General features: G+C 61.2%; 20 protein-coding genes. 8 read left to right on the top strand and 12 right to left on the bottom strand.

Annotated elements, in window-relative coordinates:
• Window positions 1-53 precede the first annotated feature (53 nt).
• Entirely contained in the window at window positions 54-2,063 is a 2,010-nt protein-coding gene (gene rep / locus HX873_RS07450) for a DNA helicase Rep (protein ID WP_008439414.1), read from the top strand.
• Window positions 2,064-2,120: 57 nt separating this feature from the next.
• Window positions 2,121-2,693 (top strand): xanthine phosphoribosyltransferase, encoded by a 573-nt coding sequence (locus tag HX873_RS07445; protein ID WP_008439415.1) that lies wholly within the window; start codon window positions 2,121-2,123, stop codon window positions 2,691-2,693.
• A gap of 129 nt (window positions 2,694-2,822) precedes the next feature.
• Here HX873_RS07445 and HX873_RS07440 read toward each other — a convergent pair whose 3' ends face one another.
• From HX873_RS07440 to dadA, 6 genes are all read right to left on the bottom strand, one after another.
• Window positions 2,823-4,745 (bottom strand): acetyl-CoA hydrolase/transferase C-terminal domain-containing protein, encoded by a 1,923-nt coding sequence (locus HX873_RS07440; protein WP_003208758.1) that lies wholly within the window; start codon window positions 4,743-4,745, stop codon window positions 2,823-2,825.
• A gap of 135 nt (window positions 4,746-4,880) precedes the next feature.
• Window positions 4,881-5,297, bottom strand: coding sequence for a cytochrome c5 family protein (locus HX873_RS07435; protein WP_003208757.1), 417 nt, complete (start codon window positions 5,295-5,297; stop codon window positions 4,881-4,883).
• Between the two features lie 182 nt (window positions 5,298-5,479).
• Window positions 5,480-6,028: a cupin domain-containing protein gene (locus tag HX873_RS07430; RefSeq protein WP_003208755.1), complete on the bottom strand. Its 549-nt coding sequence runs from the start codon at window positions 6,026-6,028 to the stop codon at window positions 5,480-5,482.
• A 116-nt stretch (window positions 6,029-6,144) separates the two neighbouring features.
• Window positions 6,145-7,221 (bottom strand): alanine racemase, encoded by a 1,077-nt coding sequence (alr, locus tag HX873_RS07425; protein WP_102370158.1) that lies wholly within the window; start codon window positions 7,219-7,221, stop codon window positions 6,145-6,147.
• A gap of 79 nt (window positions 7,222-7,300) precedes the next feature.
• Window positions 7,301-7,654 (bottom strand): RidA family protein, encoded by a 354-nt coding sequence (locus HX873_RS07420; RefSeq protein ID WP_003208752.1) that lies wholly within the window; start codon window positions 7,652-7,654, stop codon window positions 7,301-7,303.
• The gene (gene dadA / locus HX873_RS07415; RefSeq protein ID WP_177122530.1) at window positions 7,626-8,927 is read right to left on the bottom strand and encodes a D-amino acid dehydrogenase; all 1,302 of its coding nucleotides are present in this window, start codon (window positions 8,925-8,927) and stop codon (window positions 7,626-7,628) included. Before dadA ends, HX873_RS07420 begins: the two co-directional genes overlap by 29 nt.
• Window positions 8,928-9,083: 156 nt before the next feature.
• Between dadA and HX873_RS07410 the strand changes: the two genes are divergently transcribed.
• Complete coding sequence (locus HX873_RS07410; protein WP_003206849.1) at window positions 9,084-9,572, top strand: Lrp/AsnC ligand binding domain-containing protein; 489 nt, start codon at window positions 9,084-9,086, stop codon at window positions 9,570-9,572.
• Window positions 9,573-9,701: 129 nt separating this feature from the next.
• Here HX873_RS07410 and HX873_RS07405 read toward each other — a convergent pair whose 3' ends face one another.
• Window positions 9,702-10,055 carry a YkgJ family cysteine cluster protein gene (locus tag HX873_RS07405; RefSeq protein WP_003208747.1) on the bottom strand — a complete coding sequence of 118 codons (354 nt, stop codon included), beginning with the start codon at window positions 10,053-10,055 and terminating at the stop codon, window positions 9,702-9,704.
• A gap of 115 nt (window positions 10,056-10,170) precedes the next feature.
• On the opposite strand from HX873_RS07405, the gene HX873_RS07400 reads away from it, so the two are divergent.
• Complete coding sequence (locus HX873_RS07400; RefSeq protein ID WP_177122529.1) at window positions 10,171-11,463, top strand: FAD-binding oxidoreductase; 1,293 nt, start codon at window positions 10,171-10,173, stop codon at window positions 11,461-11,463.
• 1 nt (window position 11,464) lies between these two features.
• Here HX873_RS07400 and HX873_RS07395 read toward each other — a convergent pair whose 3' ends face one another.
• On the bottom strand, window positions 11,465-11,701 hold the full coding sequence (locus HX873_RS07395; protein ID WP_023659297.1) for a DUF1127 domain-containing protein: 237 nt from the start codon (window positions 11,699-11,701) through the stop codon (window positions 11,465-11,467).
• Between the two features lie 165 nt (window positions 11,702-11,866).
• On the opposite strand from HX873_RS07395, the gene HX873_RS07390 reads away from it, so the two are divergent.
• Complete coding sequence (locus HX873_RS07390) at window positions 11,867-13,291, top strand: PLP-dependent aminotransferase family protein (RefSeq protein WP_177122528.1); 1,425 nt, start codon at window positions 11,867-11,869, stop codon at window positions 13,289-13,291.
• Between the two features lie 62 nt (window positions 13,292-13,353).
• Window positions 13,354-14,916, top strand: a complete 1,563-nt coding sequence (locus HX873_RS07385) for a phospholipase D family protein (protein WP_003208738.1) — start codon at window positions 13,354-13,356, stop codon at window positions 14,914-14,916.
• A 124-nt stretch (window positions 14,917-15,040) separates the two neighbouring features.
• On the opposite strand, the gene HX873_RS07380 is transcribed toward HX873_RS07385, so the two are convergent.
• Together HX873_RS07380 and HX873_RS07375 are read right to left on the bottom strand one after the other, a co-directional pair.
• Entirely contained in the window at window positions 15,041-16,183 is a 1,143-nt protein-coding gene (locus HX873_RS07380) for an MFS transporter (RefSeq protein ID WP_102370161.1), read from the bottom strand.
• A gap of 156 nt (window positions 16,184-16,339) precedes the next feature.
• Window positions 16,340-17,833, bottom strand: coding sequence for an aldehyde dehydrogenase (locus HX873_RS07375; protein ID WP_003213259.1), 1,494 nt, complete (start codon window positions 17,831-17,833; stop codon window positions 16,340-16,342).
• Window positions 17,834-18,063: 230 nt separating this feature from the next.
• Here HX873_RS07375 and HX873_RS07370 point away from each other — a divergent pair, with 230 nt between their 5' ends.
• Window positions 18,064-18,426, top strand: a complete 363-nt coding sequence (locus HX873_RS07370; protein WP_003213261.1) for a cupin domain-containing protein — start codon at window positions 18,064-18,066, stop codon at window positions 18,424-18,426.
• A gap of 70 nt (window positions 18,427-18,496) precedes the next feature.
• Here the strand turns inward: HX873_RS07370 and rpmG are convergent, their stop codons facing one another.
• Both rpmG and rpmB read right to left on the bottom strand, forming a co-directional pair.
• Entirely contained in the window at window positions 18,497-18,652 is a 156-nt protein-coding gene (gene rpmG, locus HX873_RS07365; protein WP_003176906.1) for a 50S ribosomal protein L33, read from the bottom strand.
• A gap of 11 nt (window positions 18,653-18,663) precedes the next feature.
• The gene (gene rpmB, locus HX873_RS07360) at window positions 18,664-18,897 is read right to left on the bottom strand and encodes a 50S ribosomal protein L28 (RefSeq protein WP_003213263.1); all 234 of its coding nucleotides are present in this window, start codon (window positions 18,895-18,897) and stop codon (window positions 18,664-18,666) included.
• A 458-nt stretch (window positions 18,898-19,355) separates the two neighbouring features.
• Between rpmB and HX873_RS07355 the strand changes: the two genes are divergently transcribed.
• Window positions 19,356-20,948: an ABC transporter substrate-binding protein gene (locus tag HX873_RS07355; RefSeq protein WP_008439424.1), complete on the top strand. Its 1,593-nt coding sequence runs from the start codon at window positions 19,356-19,358 to the stop codon at window positions 20,946-20,948.
• Window positions 20,949-20,965: the final 17 nt, after the last annotated feature.

The following is a 20,965-nucleotide window of genomic DNA, read 5'->3' as shown; positions in this document are numbered from 1 at the left end:
TGCCAGCCTGTTAAAATGCCCGCCCTTTTGATCAATGACCTCCTGAATTTCGTATGTCCCGACTCAATCCCCGGCAGCAAGAAGCCGTGAACTACGTCGGCGGCCCTCTATTGGTGCTCGCCGGTGCCGGTTCCGGCAAGACCAGCGTGATCACCCGCAAGATCGCGCACCTGATCCAGAGCTGTGGCATCCGTGCCCAGTACATCGTCGCCATGACCTTTACCAACAAGGCGGCGCGGGAAATGAAAGAGCGCGTCGGCACCCTGCTCAAGGGTGGCGAAGGCCGTGGCCTCACCGTGTGTACCTTCCACAACCTGGGGCTGAACATCATCCGCAAAGAGCACGTGCGGTTGGGCTACAAGCCGGGCTTCTCGATCTTTGACGAGACAGACGTCAAGGCGCTGATGACCGACATCATGCAGAAGGAATACGCGGGCGACGACGGCGTCGACGAGATCAAGAACATGATCGGCTCGTGGAAAAACGACCTGATCCTGCCCGCCGAAGCCCTGGAAGCTGCGCGCAACCCCAAGGAGCAGACTGCCGCCATTGTCTACACCCACTACCAGCGCACGCTCAAGGCGTTCAACGCGGTGGACTTCGACGACCTGATCCTGCTGCCGGTGAAGCTGTTCCAGGAACATGCCGACATCCTCGAAAAGTGGCAGAACAAAGTCCGCTACCTGCTGGTGGACGAATACCAGGACACCAACGCCAGCCAATACCTGCTGGTGAAGCTGCTGATCGGCAAGCGCAACCAGTTCACCGTGGTGGGCGATGACGACCAGTCGATCTACGCCTGGCGCGGCGCCCGCCCGGAAAACCTGATGCTGCTCAAGGACGACTACCCGTCCCTGAAAGTGGTGATGCTGGAGCAGAACTACCGCTCCACCAGCCGCATCCTGCGTTGCGCCAACGTGCTGATCTCCAACAACCCCCACGAGTTTGAAAAGCAACTGTGGAGCGAGATGGGCCACGGCGACGAGATCCGCGTGATCCGCTGCCGCAACGAAGACGCCGAAGCCGAGCGCGTGGCCGTCGAACTGCTCACCCTGCACCTGCGTACCGACCGGCCCTACAGCGATTTCGCGATCCTGTACCGCGGCAACTACCAGGCCAAGCTGATCGAGCTGAAGCTGCAGCACCACCAGATTCCGTATCGCCTGTCGGGCGGCAACAGCTTTTTCGGACGCCAGGAAGTGAAAGACCTGATGGCCTACTTCCGGCTGATCGTGAACCCGGACGACGACAACGCCTTCCTGCGAGTGATCAACGTCCCACGCCGGGAAATCGGTTCGACTACCCTGGAAAAGCTCGGCAACTACGCCACCGAACGCAAGATCTCGATGTACGCCGCCACCGACGAAATCGGCCTGGGCGAGCACCTCGACACTCGTTTCACCGACCGCCTGGCGCGCTTCAAGCGCTTCATGGACAAGGTGCGCGAGCAGTGCGCCGGCGAAGACCCGATCAGCGCCCTGCGCAGCATGGTCATGGACATCGACTACGAGAACTGGCTGCGCACCAACAGCTCCAGCGACAAGGCTGCCGATTACCGCATGGGCAACGTGTGGTTCCTGATCGAGGCGTTGAAAAATACCCTGGAGAAGGACGAAGAAGGCGAGATGACCGTCGAGGACGCCATCGGCAAGCTGGTGCTGCGGGACATGCTTGAACGCCAGCAGGAAGAGGAAGACGGCGCCGAAGGCGTGCAGATGATGACCTTGCATGCGTCCAAGGGCCTGGAATTCCCTTACGTGTTCATCATGGGCATGGAAGAGGAAATCCTCCCGCACCGCTCCAGCATCGAAGCCGACACCATCGAGGAAGAACGGCGCCTGGCCTACGTGGGCATTACCCGCGCGCGTCAGACATTGGCCTTCACCTTTGCCGCCAAGCGCAAGCAGTACGGCGAGATCATCGATTGTGCCCCCAGCCGGTTCCTCGACGAACTGCCGCCGGACGACCTGGCCTGGGAAGGCAACGACGACACACCGACCGAAGTCAAAGCCGTTCGCGGCAACACCGCCCTGGCGGATATACGCGCGATGTTAAAGCGCTAGAATCGACTACTTTTTAATCTACTTTCGGCGCGTGTTGCGCCAACAGAGGAAGCTTTCGTGGAAGCACTGCACAAGAAAATTCGCGAAGAAGGCATCGTGCTTTCCGATCAGGTACTCAAGGTCGACGCCTTTCTGAACCACCAGATCGACCCGGCGCTGATGAAACTGATCGGTGACGAGTTCGCTGCGTTGTTCAAGGATTCGGGGATCACCAAGATCGTCACCATCGAAGCCTCGGGCATTGCACCGGCGATCATGACCGGCCTGAACCTCGGCGTGCCGGTGATTTTCGCGCGCAAGCAACAGTCCCTGACCCTGACCGAAAACCTGCTGTCGGCGACGGTGTATTCCTTCACCAAGAAAACCGAAAGCACCGTGGCGATCTCCCCGCGCCACCTGACCAGCAGCGACCGCGTGCTGATCATCGATGACTTCCTGGCCAACGGTAAGGCGTCCCAGGCGCTGATCTCGATCATCAAACAGGCCGGCGCGACCGTGGCTGGCTTGGGGATTGTGATCGAGAAGTCGTTCCAGGGTGGCCGTGCGGAGCTGGATGCCCAGGGTTACCGGGTTGAGTCGCTGGCACGGGTGCAGTCGTTGGCGGGTGGGGTTGTGACCTTTATCGAGTAATCGGTGCGGGCACGGTTAAACATGTGGGAGCGGGCTTGCTCGCGAAAGCGGTGTGTCAGTCACCGGATAGGTCGACTGATCCACCGCTTTCGCGAGCAAGCCCGCTCCACATTTGATCTCCTGTGTTTGTTAGTGCGCGGTAGCTTGTAGGCCCGCTAGCAACAGGCGCTGATACAAGTCCTCCTTCAACCCCTCCGGCTTATCCAGTCGCATCCGTACCAAATGCTCGGGAAACGCTTCCGGCTCCGGTGCATCCAGCGCTGCCTTGCCCAGCTCCAGAATCTCCGTCAGCTTGAATTTGCTCTTGAGCCAGTTCAACGCCCGCAACAAATCCCGCTCTTCATCCGTGAAGTCACTGCCCAGCGGATACTCCGGGAACAGCCGTGGATGCCGCGCCTGAATCCCCTGCAAACGCTCCGGCGTGTTGTCGGCAAACCGCGGATCCAGCTGGAAATCCTTCGGCAACTTCCCGGCCTTTTGCGCCTGCTCGATCAAGTCTTCCTGGAACCGTGAGTCGGTGATATTCAGCAGCGCCTCGATCACCCTGGCATCAGTCTGTCCGCGTAAATCCGCGATGCCGTATTCGGTGATGACGATGTCTCGCAGGTGCCGCGGAATCGTGCAGTGCCCGTATTCCCAGACGATATTGGAACTGACCTCGCCGCCCGATTCGCGCCAGCTGCGCAGGATCAGGATCGAGCGCGCGCCTTCCAGCGCATGGCCCTGGGCGACAAAGTTGTATTGCCCGCCAACACCGCTGAGCACGCGGCCATCTTCCAACTGGTCGGCCACGCCCGCGCCCAACAGGGTCACGGTAAACGCGCTGTTGATGAAGCGCGCATCCAGGCGCTGCAAACGCTTGAGTTCTTCCTGGCCGTACAGCTCGTTGATGTAGCTGATGCGGGTCATGTTGAATTCCAGGCGCTTGCTCTGTGGCAAGTCCCGCAAACGCTCGTAAAAGCTACGAGGCCCGAGGAAGAAGCCGCCATGCACAGAGATGCCGTCGGTCTGTGCCGCTTCGTCCAGGGTGCCGGCGTTGGCCCGCTCCTGGGTCGCGACGTCCGGGTATACCTTGCGCCGCACAATCCCGGCATCGGCCAGCACCAGCAGGCCATTGACGAACATTTCGCTGCAACCGTACAGCCCACGGGCAAACGGCGCGACTCCGCCTTCGTGGCTGATCAGCGGTGCCCATTGGTACACATCCAGGTCGGTGAGCAACAGGCGATACGCCTCGTTATCGGCCTGGCGCGCCAGCAAGGCCGCAGTCAGTGCATCGCCCATGGAGCCGATGCCGATCTGCAAGGTACCGCCGTCGCGCACCAGGGTGCTGGCGTGCAAACCGATAAAGTGATCCTGGAAACCCACCGGCATGTTCGGGGTGGAGAACAGCGTGGTGCTGTCCTTCTCGTCGATCAGGAAGTCGAACTCATCCATGCCCAGCTCAGCGTCGCCGGGCATGTAGGGCAAATCACTGTGAACCTGGCCCACCACCAGGATGGTTTCACCGGCCTCGCGGCGCTTAGCGATCATCGGCAACAGGTCGAGGGTGATGTCGGGGTTGCAGCTCAGGCTCAGGCGATCCGGATGTTCAGCGCTGCTGGCCACCAATTGCGCGACGAGGTTCAGGCCGGCGGCATTGATATCACGGGCAGCGTGGCTGTAGTTGCTGCTGACGTAATCCTGCTGCGCCGAGAGGCTGTGGAGCAAACTGCCGGGCTGCATGAAGAACTGCTGCACGTGAATGTTCGACGGCAGGCTGTCCTTGCGCAGTGCGGCGAGGAAGTCCAGCTCGGGATAGTCACCGAAGACACGTTCGATAAAGGGCTCGAGAAAGCGCTTCTGCAAACCATCGCCCAAGGTAGGGCGACCCAGGGCCAGGGCTGTGTAGATGGTCAGCGCCCGGTCCGGCAGCTTGGCGATACGCCGGTACAGCGCGTTGACGAACAGGTTGGGTTTGCCCAGGCCCAGGGGCATGCCCATGTGAATATGCGCCGGCAGCCGTGCCAGTACGTCGTCGACTGCTTGCTCGATTGAACACAACTGCACCATCCGACTTCTCCCGAACATTCCATGAATTGGGGTTGGACCGAGCTTGCCGGGTCTTTGCTGCAAAGAACAGCCTCAAAAGGCAAATCGCGGGCACAAAAAAGCCGCTGGTCAGCGGCTCTTTTGGCGAAGATCGGTTTATTTCAGACCCGACATCTTCTCGATCGCGCCTTTAAGCTCGGCATCCGAGCAATCGGCGCAGGTGCCTTTTGGCGGCATGGCGTTCAAGCCGGTAATGGCCTTGGCCAGCAGGCCATCGAGGCCACCCTGATGGTCCGCGCGGTCTTTCCAGGCGGCGGTGTCACCGATTTTCGGTGCGCCCAACAGGCCGGTACCGTGGCAAGCGTTGCAGTGCTTGGCGATTACGTCATCCGGCGATTTCGCACCGCCGCCGCCGCCCGCAGCCACTGCCACTTCCATCCCCTTGCACTCTTGCCCCTGGACGCACACCTGGCCTACAGGCTCCAGGCGCTTGGCAATTTCATCATTGGTCGCAGCTTGAGCGCTGACAGCCCATAGGGCCAGTACGGTTGCTGGTGCAGCCAGCATTTTCATAATTAGGTTCACGCGTTCACCCTCAATGGTGGCTATTCACGCCTGCGGCCACGGTTTCGCAGGCGGCGAAAGTATAACGGTTAGCCCGCCCCGCCGAAACAACCCTATTAACCAAGGGGAGATTCAGCAAGGCAGAATGCTGCTACGGGCGTCTCTGCGACATAGGCAGGACGCCTCTTTTCTTAAAAGTTCGCGGGTGTGGCTGCGCTGATTAGTCGCGCCGGCACTTCGAACGGATTGCGAAAACGGTGCGGCTTGGTGCTTTCAAAGTAGTAGCTATCGCCGGCTTCGAGCACAAAAGTTTCAAGGCCAACCACCAGCTCCAGGCGACCTTCCACCAGGATCCCGGTTTCCTCGCCCTCGTGGGTGAGCATCTCTTCGCCGGTATCAGCACCTGGCGGGTAGATCTCGTTGAGGAACGCAATCGCCCGGCTCGGGTGCGCGCGGCCCACCAGTTTCATGGTGACGGCGCCGTCGGAGATATCGATCAGCTCATTGGCTTTATAGACGATCTGGGTCGGTTTTTCCTGGAGGATCTCCTCGGAAAAGAACTCCACCATCGACATGGGAATGCCGCCCAGCACCTTGCGCAAGGAGCTGATGGAGGGGCTGACACTGTTTTTTTCGATCATCGAAATGGTGCTGTTGGTGACGCCCGCGCGCTTGGCTAGCTCACGCTGGGAAAGACCTTTCAGTTTACGGATGGATTGCAGTCGTTCGCCGACGTCCAATGCAGGAGCCTCCTAGGATTCAGGCGTTGTTGTAATTGAGCGTTATCATGGCGACAGCGTTCAGTATTTACAACACTTTGGCCTAAATCCCGGGATCTGCCATTCGTGGGTGCCGCTCAAGCGCCGGAATAGAGCCGTGGCACTCGGCGCAGGTTGCAGAAGATCTGGTACGGAATGGTGTCGGCGGCGGTGGCAACGTCACTGGCGAGGATGTTTTTGCCCCACAATTCGACGGTGGAACCGAGCCCGGCCTGGGGCACGTCGGTCAGGTCGACACACAGCATGTCCATCGACACACGGCCCAGCAACTGGCTGCGCTGGCCGGCCACCAGCACCGGGGTGCCGGTGGGTGCGTGGCGCGGGTAGCCGTCGGCGTAGCCCATGGCAACTACCCCGATGCGCATCGGTTTCGGGGTAATGAACCTGGCACCATAGCCCACAGGTTCGCCGGCCGGCAGTTCACGTACGCAGATGACTTTCGATTCGAGGGTCATCACCGGCTGCAAACGCGCGGCGATGGCCTGGTCTTCGCCAAACGGCGTGGCGCCGTAGAGCATGATGCCCGGGCGTACCCAGTCACTGGAAACGTTCGGCCAGCCCAGCACCGACGGCGAGTTGCGCAGGCTGACCTGGGCCGACAAGCCCTGGCGCGCCGCTTCAAACACCGCTACTTGCTCTTCGCTGCTGGTGCTGTCCAGCTCATCGGCGCGGGCGAAGTGGCTCATCAGCACGATCTTCGCGACTTTGCCGCTGGCCAGCAGGCGCTGGTAAGCGTCGTGATAATCCTTGGGGTGCAAGCCAACGCGGTGCATGCCCGAATCAAGCTTGAGCCAGACGGTCAGCGGCTTGCTGAGTTGCGCCTGTTCAATCGCGTCCAGCTGCCACAGCGAATGCACCACGCACCAGAAATCATGCTCGATGATCAGCGGCAGCTCGTCGGCTTCGAAAAAACCCTCGAGCAACAGCACCGGCCCGCGAATCCCGGCGGCCCGCAGCTCCAGCGCTTCCTCGATGCAGGCCACGGCAAACCCGTCCGCCTCGGCTTCCAGCGCCTGGGCAACACGCACGGCACCGTGGCCGTAGGCATCGGCCTTGATCACGGCGAGGGCCTTGGCCCCGCCCGTGACTTCACGGGCCAGTTGATAATTGTGGCGCAGGGCTTGGAGGTCGATCAGGGCACGGGCAGGACGCATGGCGGCAGGCTTCTAGGCGGCGGTGGGAAGAAAAAACCGGTACCCGCTGACAACGCAGGCACCGGGAGAGGATTTTTGCTTACGGCAGAGCGGCCACAACCGACAGCTCCACCAGGATTTCCGGTTCGCAGAGTTTCGCTTCAACCGTGGCACGGGCCGGCGCGACGCCTTTTGGCAGCCACTTGTCCCATACCGCGTTCATCCCCGCGAAATCGGCGTCAATGTCTTTCAGGTAGATGGTCACCGACAGCAGCTTGGTCTTGTCGGTACCGGCCAGGTCCAGCAAACGCTCGATATTGACGAGGGTTTCGCGGGTCTGCTGTTCAATCCCGGCACTCATGTCGTCGCCGACCTGCCCTGCCAGATACACGGTACCGCTGTGAACAACGATCTGGCTCATGCGCTCATTGGTGAGCTGGCGCTGGATTGACATGTTTTGCGGACTCCTGGTGGTTGCCATAACGGGAAATATCGAGGCCTTCGGCACTGATCTGCGGGGTTTTCTTCGCCATCAAATCGGCCAGCAAACGACCAGAGCCACAGGCCATGGTCCAACCGAGGGTGCCGTGGCCGGTGTTCAGGAACAGGTTTTTGAACGGGGTAGCACCGACAATCGGCGTGCCGTCTGGGGTGGTCGGGCGCAGGCCGGTCCAGAAACTGGCCTGGCTCAAATCACCGCCCTGAGGATAAAGGTCGTTGACGATCATCTCCAGGGTTTCCCGCCGACGCGGGTTCAGCGACAGGTCAAAACCGGCTATCTCGGCCATGCCACCGACGCGAATACGGTTGTCGAAACGGGTGATCGCGACCTTGTAGGTCTCATCGAGAATGGTCGAGTTCGGGGCCATCGCCGGGTTGGTGATCGGCACGGTCATCGAGTAACCCTTGAGCGGGTACACCGGCGCCTTGATTCCCAGCGGCTTGAGCAATTTCGGCGAGTAGCTGCCGAGGGCCAGCACGTAGCGGTCGGCAGTTTCCAGCTTGCCGTCGATCCACACGCCGTTGATCCGGTCACCGGCGTAGTCCAGGCGCTGGATATCTTGCTCGAAGCGGAATTCGACACCCAATTGCTTGCACATGTCGGCAAGACGGGTGGTAAACATCTGACAGTCGCCGGTTTGGTCGTTCGGCAGGCGCAGGGCACCGGCGAGGATATCGGTGACGCTGGCCAGGGCTGGTTCAACCCGGGCAATGCCGGCGCGGTCCAGCAGCTCGTAAGGCACACCGGACTCTTTCAACACGGCGATGTCCTTGGCGGCACCGTCCAGTTGGGCCTGGGTGCGGAACAGCTGAGTAGTCCCCAGGGTGCGGCCTTCGTAGGCAATGCCGGTCTCGGCACGCAGCTCGTCGATGCAATCGCGGCTGTATTCGGACAGGCGCACCATGCGCTCCTTGTTCACCGCATAACGGCTGGCGGTGCAGTTACGCAGCATCTGCGCCATCCACAGGTACTGGTCGATATCGGCGGTGGCCTTGATCGCCAGGGGCGCATGGCGCTCCAGCAGCCATTTGATGGCCTTGAGCGGCACACCCGGCGCAGCCCATGGCGAGGCGTAGCCTGGCGAGATCTGCCCGGCGTTGGCGAAACTGGTCTCCATGGCCACAGCCGGCTGACGGTCGACCACGACCACTTCAAAACCAGCTCGTGCCAAATAGTAGGCACTGGCCACGCCAATGACACCGCTACCCAAGACCAGAACGCGCATTTTTATTCCCTCATCACGGCTTGACCGCTGACGTTTGTTGTTCAGCACAAAGATGTGGGCAGTATAAAAAGCAATCACCAGTGCATTTCACTATATAACTGCCTATATTTGGCGACAATTCTCGGCAAAAACCCTTTTCACGGAGGAGCATCCCCTATGCGGACCAACACTCAGACCAAGCGGGAGCTGGACAAGATCGACCGCAACATCCTGCGCATCCTGCAGGCCGACGGGCGAATTTCGTTTACTGAACTGGGGGAAAAGGTCGGGCTGTCGACCACGCCGTGCACCGAGCGGGTCCGGCGCCTGGAGCGCGAAGGGATCATCATGGGCTACAACGCCCGGCTCAACCCGCAGCATTTGAAGGGTAGCCTGCTGGTGTTTGTCGAGATCAGCCTCGACTACAAGTCCGGCGACACCTTTGAAGAATTCCGACGCGCCGTGCTGAAACTGCCCCACGTGCTGGAGTGCCACCTGGTGTCGGGGGATTTCGACTACCTGGTGAAGGCGCGCATTTCGGAGATGGCGTCGTACCGCAAATTGCTCGGCGATATCCTGCTCAAGCTGCCCCACGTTCGGGAGTCCAAGAGCTATATCGTGATGGAAGAGGTGAAAGAGAGCCTGAACCTGCCGATCCCGGATTAAGACAGCACCACAGGCCAATGTGGGAGCGGGCTTGCTCGCGAATGCGGAGTGTCAGTCACCTGATGTATTGACTGATCCACCGCATTCGCGAGCAAGCCCGCTCCCACACTAGTTGATCGGGGACATCCGCTAGACCAATACCTGACGCGTCGACGCCATGTACGCATGAATCTGCTTTTCCACCCGTGGGTGGATCAACTCCACCGGGCGGCGGTCGTTGGGGCATGGCAAGGTCGGCGTGGTGCCGAACAAGCGGCAAATCAGCGGGCGCTCGTCGTACACGGTGCAGCCATTGGGGCCAAGGTGCACGCAGTTGAGTTCGTCCATCGCCGCTTCCTGCTCGGCAGCGGTCTTGCGCGGCAGGCGCGACATTTCCTCGGGGGACGTGGTTACCGGCCCACAGCAGTCGTGGCAACCCGGGACGCACTCGAACGAGGGAATCTGCCGGCGCAGCGCGTTGACTTTCTGACTGTTGCAACTCATCGACATAGGGACCGAACGGCGAATAGGCGTGGATTCTGCCCTAAAAGCCCCCGGTGAGACAGCTTCGCCCGACCGCTGTATCCTGCGTCAAATTTTCCAAACAGGGATGCTCCCCATGACCGCCAGCGCCCGGCACGCCAATTCCTACTACGCCGCCAGCAGTTTCCCGCAGCCTGATTATCCGGTGCTGACAGGTGAAATCGTGGCCGATGTGTGCGTGGTCGGCGGCGGCTTTTCGGGGCTCAACACCGCTCTGGAACTGGCTGAACGGGGTTTCAGCGTGGTCCTGCTGGAAGCCCGCAAGATTGCCTGGGGCGCCAGCGGGCGCAATGGCGGGCAACTGATTCGTGGCGTCGGTCATGGCCTGGATCAGTTCACCAACGTCATCGGCACCGAGGGCGTGCGCCAGATGAAATTGATGGGCCTGGAAGCCGTGGAAATCGTGCGCCAGCGGGTCGAACGTTCGCAGATCGCCTGCGACCTGACCTGGGGCTACTGCGACCTGGCCAACAAACCCCGCGACCTGGAACACCTGGCCGCCGACGCCGAAGAGCTGCAAGGCCTTGGCTATCGCCATGAAGTGCGCCTGCTGCAAGCCAGCGAGATGCGCAGTGTGATCGGTTCCAACCGCTATGTTGGCGGCATGATCGACATGGGCTCTGGCCACCTGCACCCGCTGAACCTGGCCCTCGGCGAGGCAGCCGCTGCACAGCAGTTGGGCGTCCGGTTGTTCGAGCATTCCGAGGCGGTGCGGATCGATTACGGCCCGGAGGTCAACGTACACACCGCCCAGGGCAATGTGCGCGCCAAGACCCTGGTGCTGGGCTGCAATGCTTATTTGAACGGCCTGAACCCGCATCTGAGCGGCAAGGTGCTGCCCGCCGGCAGCTACATCATCGCCACCGAGCCCTTGAGCGAAGCCCAGGCAGCCGAGTTGCTGCCGCAAAACATGGCGGTGTGTGACCAGCGGGTGACGGTGGATTACTTCCGGCTGTCAGCCGACCGACGCTTGCTGTTCGGCGGTGCCTGCCATTACTCCGGACGGGATCCGAAGGACATCGGTGCCTATATGCGTCCGAAAATGCTGCAGGTGTTCCCACAACTGGCCAACGTGAAAATCGACTACCAGTGGGGTGGGATGATCGGCATTGGCGCCAACCGCCTGCCGCAGATTGGCCGGCTGGCCGACCAGCCCAATGTGTATTTCGCCCAGGCCTATGCCGGCCATGGCCTCAACGCCACCCACCTGGCAGGCAAACTGTTGGGCGAAGCCATCAGCGGCCAGCAAAGCGGGCGCTTTGATCTGTTTGCCAAGGTGCCGCACATCACTTTCCCGGGCGGCAAGCATTTGCGCTCGCCGCTGCTGGCGCTGGGAATGCTCTGGCACCGATTGAAAGAACTGGTCTGAATCAGCCGCGCCAGAAGGGCTTCAAGCCTTCCCGGCGCGCCTGCTCGGCACTCAAGCCTACGTCTCGCAGTTGCTCGGGGGTCAGCTCCAGCAAGGTTTTGCGCGTATGCATGCGGTGCCAGAACAACGCCCATGAACTGAGTGTGGGGGCCTTGGTACGCGCCGCCATGCGCCGCTCCTGCCCGGCTTCCAGTTCCTGACTGTGTAACGCCAACCGCACATCGCTCATACCGCTCATTTTCCTGCCCCTCATTAACGTGTTGCCATGAGTACGTAGGATGAGCCGGCGCGTAAAACCATGACAGATTCAACCACCCTGTATTAAATCCATACAGATACTGCCTATCGGCCGCTGAATCCTGTATTTTCGGCCTATCTGTACTGGTAACCGGGAAGCACCGCCATGACCCTATACGTCAACCTCGCCGAACTGTTGGGCACGCGCATCGAGCAGGGCTTCTATCGCCCGGGCGACAGATTGCCGTCAGTTCGGGCCTTGAGTGTGGAGCATGGGGTCAGCCTGAGCACCGTGCAGCAGGCCTACCGCGTACTGGAAGACAACGGCCTGGCGATGCCCAAACCCAAATCCGGCTACTTCGTACCGGTGGGCCGCGACTTGCCGGCATTGCCCGCCGTAGGCCGCCCGGCCCAGCGCCCGGTGGAAATTTCCCAGTGGGACCAAGTGCTGGAGCTGATCCGCGCGGTGCCACGCAAAGACGCCATACAGTTGGGCCGGGGCATGCCGGATGTATTGTCGCCGACCATGAAACCCCTGCTACGCAGCCTCGCTCGGATCAGTCGGCGCCAGGACATGCCGGGGCTGTATTACGACACTATCCACGGCAACCTGGACCTGCGTGAACAGATTGCCCGCCTGATGCTCGATTCAGGCTGCCAACTGACGCCCCAGGAGCTGGTGATCACCACCGGCTGCCACGAGGCCCTGTCCGCCAGCATCCACGCCATTTGCGAGCCCGGCGACATCGTTGCCGTCGACTCGCCAAGCTTCCACGGCGCCATGCAAACCCTGAAGGGCCTGGGCATGAAAGCCCTGGAAATCCCCACCGACCCACTCACCGGTATCAGCCTGGAAGCGCTGGAACTGGCACTGGAACAATGGCCGATCAAAGTCATACAGTTGACCCCCAACTGCAACAACCCACTGGGCTACATCATGCCGGAGTCGCGCAAACGCGCACTGCTGACCCTGGCCCAGCGCTTTGACGTGGCGATCATCGAAGACGACGTGTATGGCGAACTGGCCTACAGCTACCCGCGGCCACGCACCATCAAGTCCTTCGACGAAGATGGCCGCGTCGTACTGTGCAGCTCTTTCTCGAAGACCCTCGCACCCGGCCTGCGGATTGGCTGGGTCGCACCCGGTCGCTATCTGGAGCGTGTGCTGCACATGAAATACATCAGCACCGGCTCCACCGCGACCCAGCCGCAGATCGCAATTGCCGAGTTTCTGAAAGGTGGACATTTCGAGCCACATTTGCGGCGGATGCGCACGCAATACCAGCGCAATCGCGACCTGATGCTCGATTGGGTCAGCCGCTATTTCCCGGCGGGCACCCGCGCCAGCCGCCCCCAGGGCAGTTTCATGCTGTGGGTGGAACTGCCGGAAGGCTTCGATACCCTGAAACTCAACCGGCTGCTGGTGGATGAAGGTGTACAGATTGCAGTGGGAAGTATCTTTTCCGCCTCCGGCAAGTACAGGAACTGCCTGCGCATGAACTACGCTGCCAAACCAACGCCGCAGATTGAAGAGGCTGTACGCAAGGTCGGCGCGACCGCCATCCGGTTGCTGGCCGAAGCGATGGACTGACCTTTTACGGGAAATAGCCGTCATATGCCGACAATCGCCCTGATTCGGAACCTATGTCATTGATGACCCACCGGCTATTACCGTTTTTCCTGCTGGGCATCCTGGCCCTGGGCGGCTGCGCCACCATCGACGCGCCACGCACACCAAGCGAGGCGCTGCCGGCCAGCGAATCTTCCTTCGGCCGCTCGATCCAGGCCCAGGCCGCTCCCTACAAAGGCCGCTCCGGGTTCCGCCTGCTGCCCAACAGCAGCGAAGCCTTCATGGCCCGCGCCGAACTGATCCGCAACGCCCAGACCAGCCTCGACTTGCAGTACTACATCGTCCACGACGGCATCAGCACCCGCATGCTCGTGGATGAACTGCTCAAGGCCGCCGACCGTGGCGTGCGCGTGCGCATCCTGCTGGACGACACCACCAGCGACGGCCTGGACCAGATCATCGCCACCCTCGCCGCCCACCCGCAGATCCAGATTCGCCTGTTCAACCCGCTGCACCTGGGCCGCAGCACCGGCGTGACGCGGGCCATGGCGCGGCTGTTCGACCTGTCGCTGCAACACCGGCGCATGCACAACAAGCTGTGGCTGGCAGACAACAGCGTGGCCATCGTCGGCGGGCGCAACCTGGGGGATGAGTATTTCGACGCCGAGCCCAACCTCAACTTCACCGATATCGACATGCTCAGCGTGGGCCCGGTGGCCGAGCAACTCGGCCACAGTTTCGATCAGTACTGGAACAGTGCCCTGAGCAAACCCATTGGTGACTTCGTCAGCAGCGCTTCCAAAGGCGACCTGGCCAGTGCCCGCGTACGCCTGGAAGATTCCCTTGCCGAGTCTCGCCAACAAAACCATGCCCTGTACAACCGCCTGCGCACCTACAAGACCCAGCCGCGCATGGACATCTGGCGTCGCGAGCTGATCTGGGCCTGGAACCAGGCGCTGTGGGATGCGCCGAGCAAGGTGCTGGCCAAGGCCGATCCGGATCCACGGCTGCTGCTGACCACCCAACTGGCGCCCGAGCTGGAAGGTGTCAGCCATGAGCTGATGATGATTTCGGCTTACTTCGTTCCAGGCCAGCCTGGCCTGGTATACCTGACCGGTCGCGCGGACGCCGGTGTATCGGTAAGCCTGCTGACCAATTCCCTGGAAGCCACCGACGTACCGGCCGTGCACGGCGGTTATGCGCCCTATCGCAAGGCGCTGCTGGAACACGGGGTGAAGCTATACGAGTTGCGTCGCCAGCCGGGAGACGGTGGCGGCAGCGGACCTCATCTGTTCCGCAAAGGTACATTCCACGGTTCGGATTCCAGCCTGCACAGCAAGGCGATCATCTTTGATCGGGAGAAATCCTTCATCGGCTCATTCAACTTCGACCCGCGCTCGGTGCTGTGGAACACCGAAGTCGGGGTGCTGGTGGACAGTCCCGAACTGGCGGAACACGTGCGCAACCTGGCACTGGAGGGCATGGCGCCCCCGTTGAGCTATCAGGCGAAGCTGCAGGATGGCCAGGTGGTATGGGTGACCGAAGACAACGGCCAACTGCACACCCTGACCCGCGAACCCGGCAGTTGGTGGCGCCGGTTCAATGCCTGGTTTGCTACATCCGTCGGGCTGGAACGCATGCTTTAAGAACAGCGACGGGACCTGTGGGAGCTGGCTTGCCTGCGATGGCGGAGTGTCAGTTTACGTATCCGGTGCTGACACTCCGCCATCGCGGGCAAGCCCGGCTCCCACAGCTGATCGCATTTCAAGTTCAGGCGGGTTGTGCGGCGCCGAACGCACCTTGGCGCAGCAACAGGATCACCAACCCCAACGCCCCCGCCGCCATCAACAACGGCAACGCATGCCCGCTGATCCACTGGCTGCCGGCACCGGCCACCAGCGGGCCGATCAGGCAGCCAATGCCCCACAGCTGCGCGATATGCGCATTGGCGCGCACCAGTGCGTCGTCGCGGTAGCGCTCGCCAATCAGGATCAGCGACAGGGTGAATAACCCGCCGGCGCTGGCCCCGAACAGCACCCACACCGGCCAGATCATCAGCGTATCGAGCAACAGCGGAATCGCCAGGCTCGTCACCAGCAGCATCAGCGCGCAGCCGAGAAACAGCGTGCGCCGAGGCAGGTAGTCCGCCAGCGCGCCAATCGGCAGTTGCAGCAACGCATCACCGACCACCACCGTGCTGACCATCGCCAGAGCAATCTCGGCGGTGAAACCCTGTTGCAGGCAATACACCGGCAACAACGTAAGAATCATCGCCTCGAATGCGGCGAACAACGCCACCGCCCAGGCAATCGCCGGCAAGCCCTGGCAGAAGCGCAGCAGGTCGCCAAAGGTCACGCTGAAAGACTCGGCAGTCGGCGCACCGGAACGGCCCAGCAGCAGGATCGGCGAGCACGTCAGCAGACCGACACCCACCCAGAAGCCAATATCGTTGTCCGTACCCAGCGCGCCCAGCAGCAACGGGCCCGACAGCTGGCTCAAGGCATAGCTGCAGCCATACAGCGCCACCAGACGGCCGCGCCAGCGTTCGATCACCAGTTGGTTGATCCAGCTTTCGCCGAGGATAAACACGATGGTCAGGATCACCCCGATCATCAGCCGCAACACCAGCCATACCGGGTAGCTGGGCAATACCGCCAGCAAGCCGATGGAAATCGCCCCCGCCCACAGGCACAGGCGCATCAGGTTCGCCGTGCCCAGGCGCGAGGCCAGGCCGCTGGAGACCTTGGCACCCAGTAGCACACCGAAGGCCGGCATCGCCGCCATGACTCCGATGGCGAAGCTGCCATAGCCCCAGCTTTCCAGGCGCAGGGACACCAGCGGCATGCTCACGCCCAAGGCCAGGCCCACGCTCAAGACCGACGCCAACACGGCGAAATAGGTCGCCCAACGCATTTCCACGCTCCTGTGGATGATTTGGAGATCATACAAAACAGTGTGGGAGCGGGCTTGCTCGCGAATGCGGTGTACCAGTCAATACATCAGCGACTGTGATACCTCATTCGCGAGCAAGCCCGCTCCCACATTTTTTACAGCGGTGTTCCTGGAGGCTTACAACTTGATCCAGGTCGCCTTCAGCTCGGTGTACTTGTCGAACGCGTGCAGCGACTTGTCGCGGCCGTTACCCGACTGCTTGAAACCACCGAACGGTGCGGTCATGTCGCCGCCATCGTACTGGTTGACCCATACGCTGCCGGCACGCAGGGCCTTGGCAGTCAGGTGCGCCTTGGAGATGTTCGACGTCCACACCGCAGCGGCCAGGCCGTATTGGGTGTCGTTGGCGATCGCAATGGCTTCTTCCACGCTGTCGAAGGCAATCACCGACAGCACCGGGCCGAAGATTTCTTCCTGGGCGATCTTCATGGCGTTGGTCACGCCGTCGAAAATCGTCGGCTCGACATAGGTGCCACCGCTTTCCTGCAGCGTGCGCTTGCCGCCGGCCACCAGCTTGGCGCCATCGGCATGCCCGGCTTCGATGTACGACAGCACGGTGTTCATCTGCTGGGTGTCCACCAGCGCACCGACCGTGGTGGCCGGGTCCAGCGGGTTGCCCGGCTTCCAGGCCTTGAGGGCCTCGATCACCAGCGGCAGGAATTTATCCTTGATCGAACGCTCCACCAGCAGGCGCGAACCGGCGGTGCACACTTCGCCCTGGTTGAAGGCGATGGCGCCGGCCGCGGACTCGGCGGCGGCTTGCAGGTCCGGGGCATCGGCAAACACGATGTTCGGGCTCTTGCCGCCAGCTTCCAGCCAGACGCGCTTCATGTTCGACTCGCCGGAGCGAATCAGCAGTTGCTTGGCGATCTTGGTGGAACCGGTGAACACCAGGGTGTCGACGTCCATGTGCAGCGCCAGGGCGTTGCCCACGGTATGGCCATAACCCGGCAGCACGTTGAACACGCCTTTCGGGATGCCGGCCTCAACCGCGAGGGCAGCGATGCGGATGGCGGTCAGCGGTGATTTTTCAGACGGCTTGAGGATCACCGAGTTACCGGTGGACAACGCCGGCCCGAGTTTCCAGCAGGCCATCATCAGCGGGAAGTTCCACGGCACGATGGCCGCAACAACGCCGACGGGCTCACGGGTCACCAGGCCCAGCTGGTCGTGAGGGGTGGCTGCGACTTCATCGTAGATCTTGTCGATGGCCTCGCCGCTCCAGCTCAGCGCTTGCGCCGCGCCTGGGACGTCGATGTTCAGGGAGTCGCTGATCGGCTTGCCCATGTCCAGGGTTTCAAGCAGTGCCAGCTCTTCGGCGTTGGCCTTGAGCAGGCCGGCGAAACGGATCATGGTGGCTTTGCGCTTGGCTGGCGCCAGGCGCGACCAGGCACCGGAATTGAACGTGGCACGGGCGTTTTCTACGGCACGCTGGGCGTCGGCGACGTCACAGCTGGCAACGGTTGCCAGCAGGCGGCCATCGACTGGGCTCAGGCATTCGAACGTGTCGCCGGAAACGGCGGCGGTGTATTCGCCATTGATGTAGGCGCGGCCTTCGATCTTCAGATCCTTGGCGCGTTGTTCCCAGTCGGCACGGGTCAGGGTGGTCATGCGAGTGTCCTCCTCTTATTGAATACAAGGGCCGGGCGATGTACCCAGGCACCTTCGAAGAATTCTTGCCCGGCCAGCCAGCTGTTCGGCTCAAGGCAGCTGCCACCCTAAACCAGCGGCGATGGATGTTTCAATATATTTGACATAACGGCAGCAAACGCCCTTGCGATGTTCATTTTAATAAACATAGACTTTGAGCTCTCCAACCGCAGGCCAGACGGGACACGCCCATGAACATCCAGAATATCGTCGACTTCAGCCAGGCCAGGACCGAGCCTGATCGCTACCGTCCGGCTGCGGAGAAAATCCTCAAGGGCGACCCGGAGCAAACCGTCTACAACCACTACAACAGTCCGTGCGGCCAGATGAGCGCCGGGGTCTGGGAAGGTGAAGTCGGACAGTGGAAGGTCAACTACACCGAGCATGAGTATTGCGAGATCGTGCAGGGTGTTTCGGTGTTGCGCGATGCCGACGGCAACGCCAAGACCTTGCGGGCCGGTGATCGCTTCGTCATTCCGGCCGGCTTCAGCGGCACCTGGGAAGTGCTGGAACCCTGCCGCAAGATCTACGTGGTGTTCGAAGAAAAGGCCTGATCATTTATCAGGCACAAAAAAAAGCCCGCATCGTGAGATACGGGCTTTTTTTCACAAGAAAGAAAACCAATTACTTGATTTTGCCTTCTTTGTAGATCACGTGCTTGCGAACGCGCGGGTCGAACATTTTCTTTTCGAGCTTGTCCGGGGTAGTACGCTTGTTCTTGTCGGTAGTGTAGAAGTGACCAGTACCGGCGCTAGAGATCATTCGAATCAATTCACGCATGATTTAGCTCCTTAGATTTTGCCGTCGCGGCGCAGTTCGGCCAGCACGACAGTGATGCCGCGCTTGTCGATAACACGCATGCCTTTGGCAGATACGCGCAGACGAACAAAACGTTTCTCTTCTTCAACCCAAAAGCGGTGATGCTGCAGGTTTGGCAGGAAACGACGACGGGTTTTGTTGTTTGCGTGGGAAATGTTATTCCCAGTCACCGGACCCTTACCGGTAACTTGACAGACTCTCGACATGCCTCAGCCCTCTAAAACCACATGCCCAACCCGGCATGGGTTGGCCGCTTAATCTCTCAGTCATTTGGCGCCAGGCGCCGCGTTTCTTTAGGGTCTTACCGGCTACACCTACTAGCGAAGGAACCGGGCCCCTAGAAAAGAGCGCTGCTTTATACCAGAAAGACCCCAGTGCAACAACAGGCCGTGTACTTTTATACGCGTAAATCCAGGCCATGGACGCCTGAACCGTTGCCAGGGTGGGCCGCTATAGAAGCTAACCGCTCGTCGCACAGAATGATTTTCAGCGCCCGCGCGCACTGCAAAGTGCTCGGCAAAACGACCTGAGGCGCCATCAAAACAGTATTTGCGGCAAAAGCACAGGCAAAAATGGGCTAGTCATTTGTCAATCAGCCCACTACGGTAGGACTTTTCCAGACTGCACTCGCAGATGGGCCTTCGATCTGCAAAGGAAACCGAATATGCGCCTCGCTGCCCTACCGCTATTGCTAGCCCCTCTTTTTATTGCTGCACACGCCCAGGCGGCCACTACCCTGAGCGTCTGCACCGAAGCCAGCCCCGAAGGCTTCGACGTGGTGCAATACAACTCGCTGACCACCACCAACGCCTCGGCAGACGTATTGATGAACCGCCTGGTGGACTTCGACGCCACCAGCGGCAAGCTGGTCCCGAGCCTCGCGGACAGCTGGGAAGTGTCGCCGGACGGCCTCACCTACACCTTCAAGCTGCACCCGGACGTTAAATTCCACCGCACTGACTACTTCACGCCAAGCCGCAGCCTGACCGCCGAAGACGTGCGCTTCAGCTTCGAGCGCATGCTCGACCCGGCCAACCCCTGGCACAAGATCGCCCAGAGCGGCTTCCCCCACGCCCAGTCGCTGCAGTTGCCCACGCTGATCAAGAAGATCGACGCCCTCGACCCGCTGACCGTGCGCTTCACCCTGGACCACGCCGATTCGACCTTCCTCGCCGCCTTGAGCATGGGCTTTGCCTCGATCTACCCGGCGGAATATGCCGACAAACTGCTCAAGGCCGGCACCCCGGAGAAGCTCAACAGCCAGCCTATCGGCACCGGGCCGTTCATTTTCGGGCGTTTCCAGAAGGACGCGACGATTCGCTACAAGGCCAACCCGGATTACTTCGCCGGCAAGCCTGCGGTAGATAACCTGATCTTTGCGATCACCCCGGACGCCAACGTGCGCCTGCAGAGACTGCGTCGCGACGAGTGCCAGATCGCCTTGTCGCCCAAGCCCCTGGATATTGATGCCGCCCAAAAAGACGCCGACCTGAAGATCGAGAAAACCGCGGCCTTCATGACCGCGTTTGTCGCCATCAACAGCCAGCATCCGCCACTGGACAAGCCGGAAGTTCGCCAGGCGATCAACCTGGCCTTCGACAAGGCCAGCTATCTGAAGGCCGTATTCGAAGGCACCGCCGAAGCCGCCAACGGCCCTTACCCACCCAATACCTGGAGCTATGCCAAGGACCTGCCGGGCTATCCGCAGGACATTGCCAAGGCCAAGCAACTGCTGGATCGCGCCGGGCTCAAGGATGGCTTCAAGACCACGATCTGGACCCGGCCGTCGGGCAGCCTGCTGAACCCCAACCCCAGCCTGGGCGCACAACTGCTGCAGGCGGACCTGGCGAAGGTCGGCATCCAGGCTGAAATCCGCGTGATCGAGTGGGGCGAACTGATCCGCCGCGCCAAGGCCGGCGAGCACGACTTGCTGTTCATGGGCTGGGCCGGTGACAACGGCGACCCGGATAACTTCCTGACGCCGCAGTTCTCCTGCGCAGCCGTGAAGTCCGGCACCAACTTTGCCCGCTACTGCGACCCGGCGCTGGACAAGCTGATCAGCGCCGGCAAGACCACCAGCGAACAAGGCGTGCGCAGCAAGCTGTACCAGCAGGCCCAGGCGCAGATCCAGCAACAGGCGCTCTGGCTGCCACTGGCGCACCCGACCGCGTTTGCGCTGACCCGCAAGAATGTCGAGGGGTATCAGGTGAGCCCGTTCGGGCGCCAGGATTACTCCAAGGTCAGCGTCAAGCCCTGACCCCTGCCAGGGGCTGG

Origin of the sequence: Pseudomonas sp. P7758 (assembly GCF_013386485.1) — a bacterium.
Taxonomy (GTDB): Bacteria; Pseudomonadota; Gammaproteobacteria; order Pseudomonadales; family Pseudomonadaceae; genus Aquipseudomonas.
This window is presented reverse-complemented; position numbering and strand designations above follow the sequence as displayed.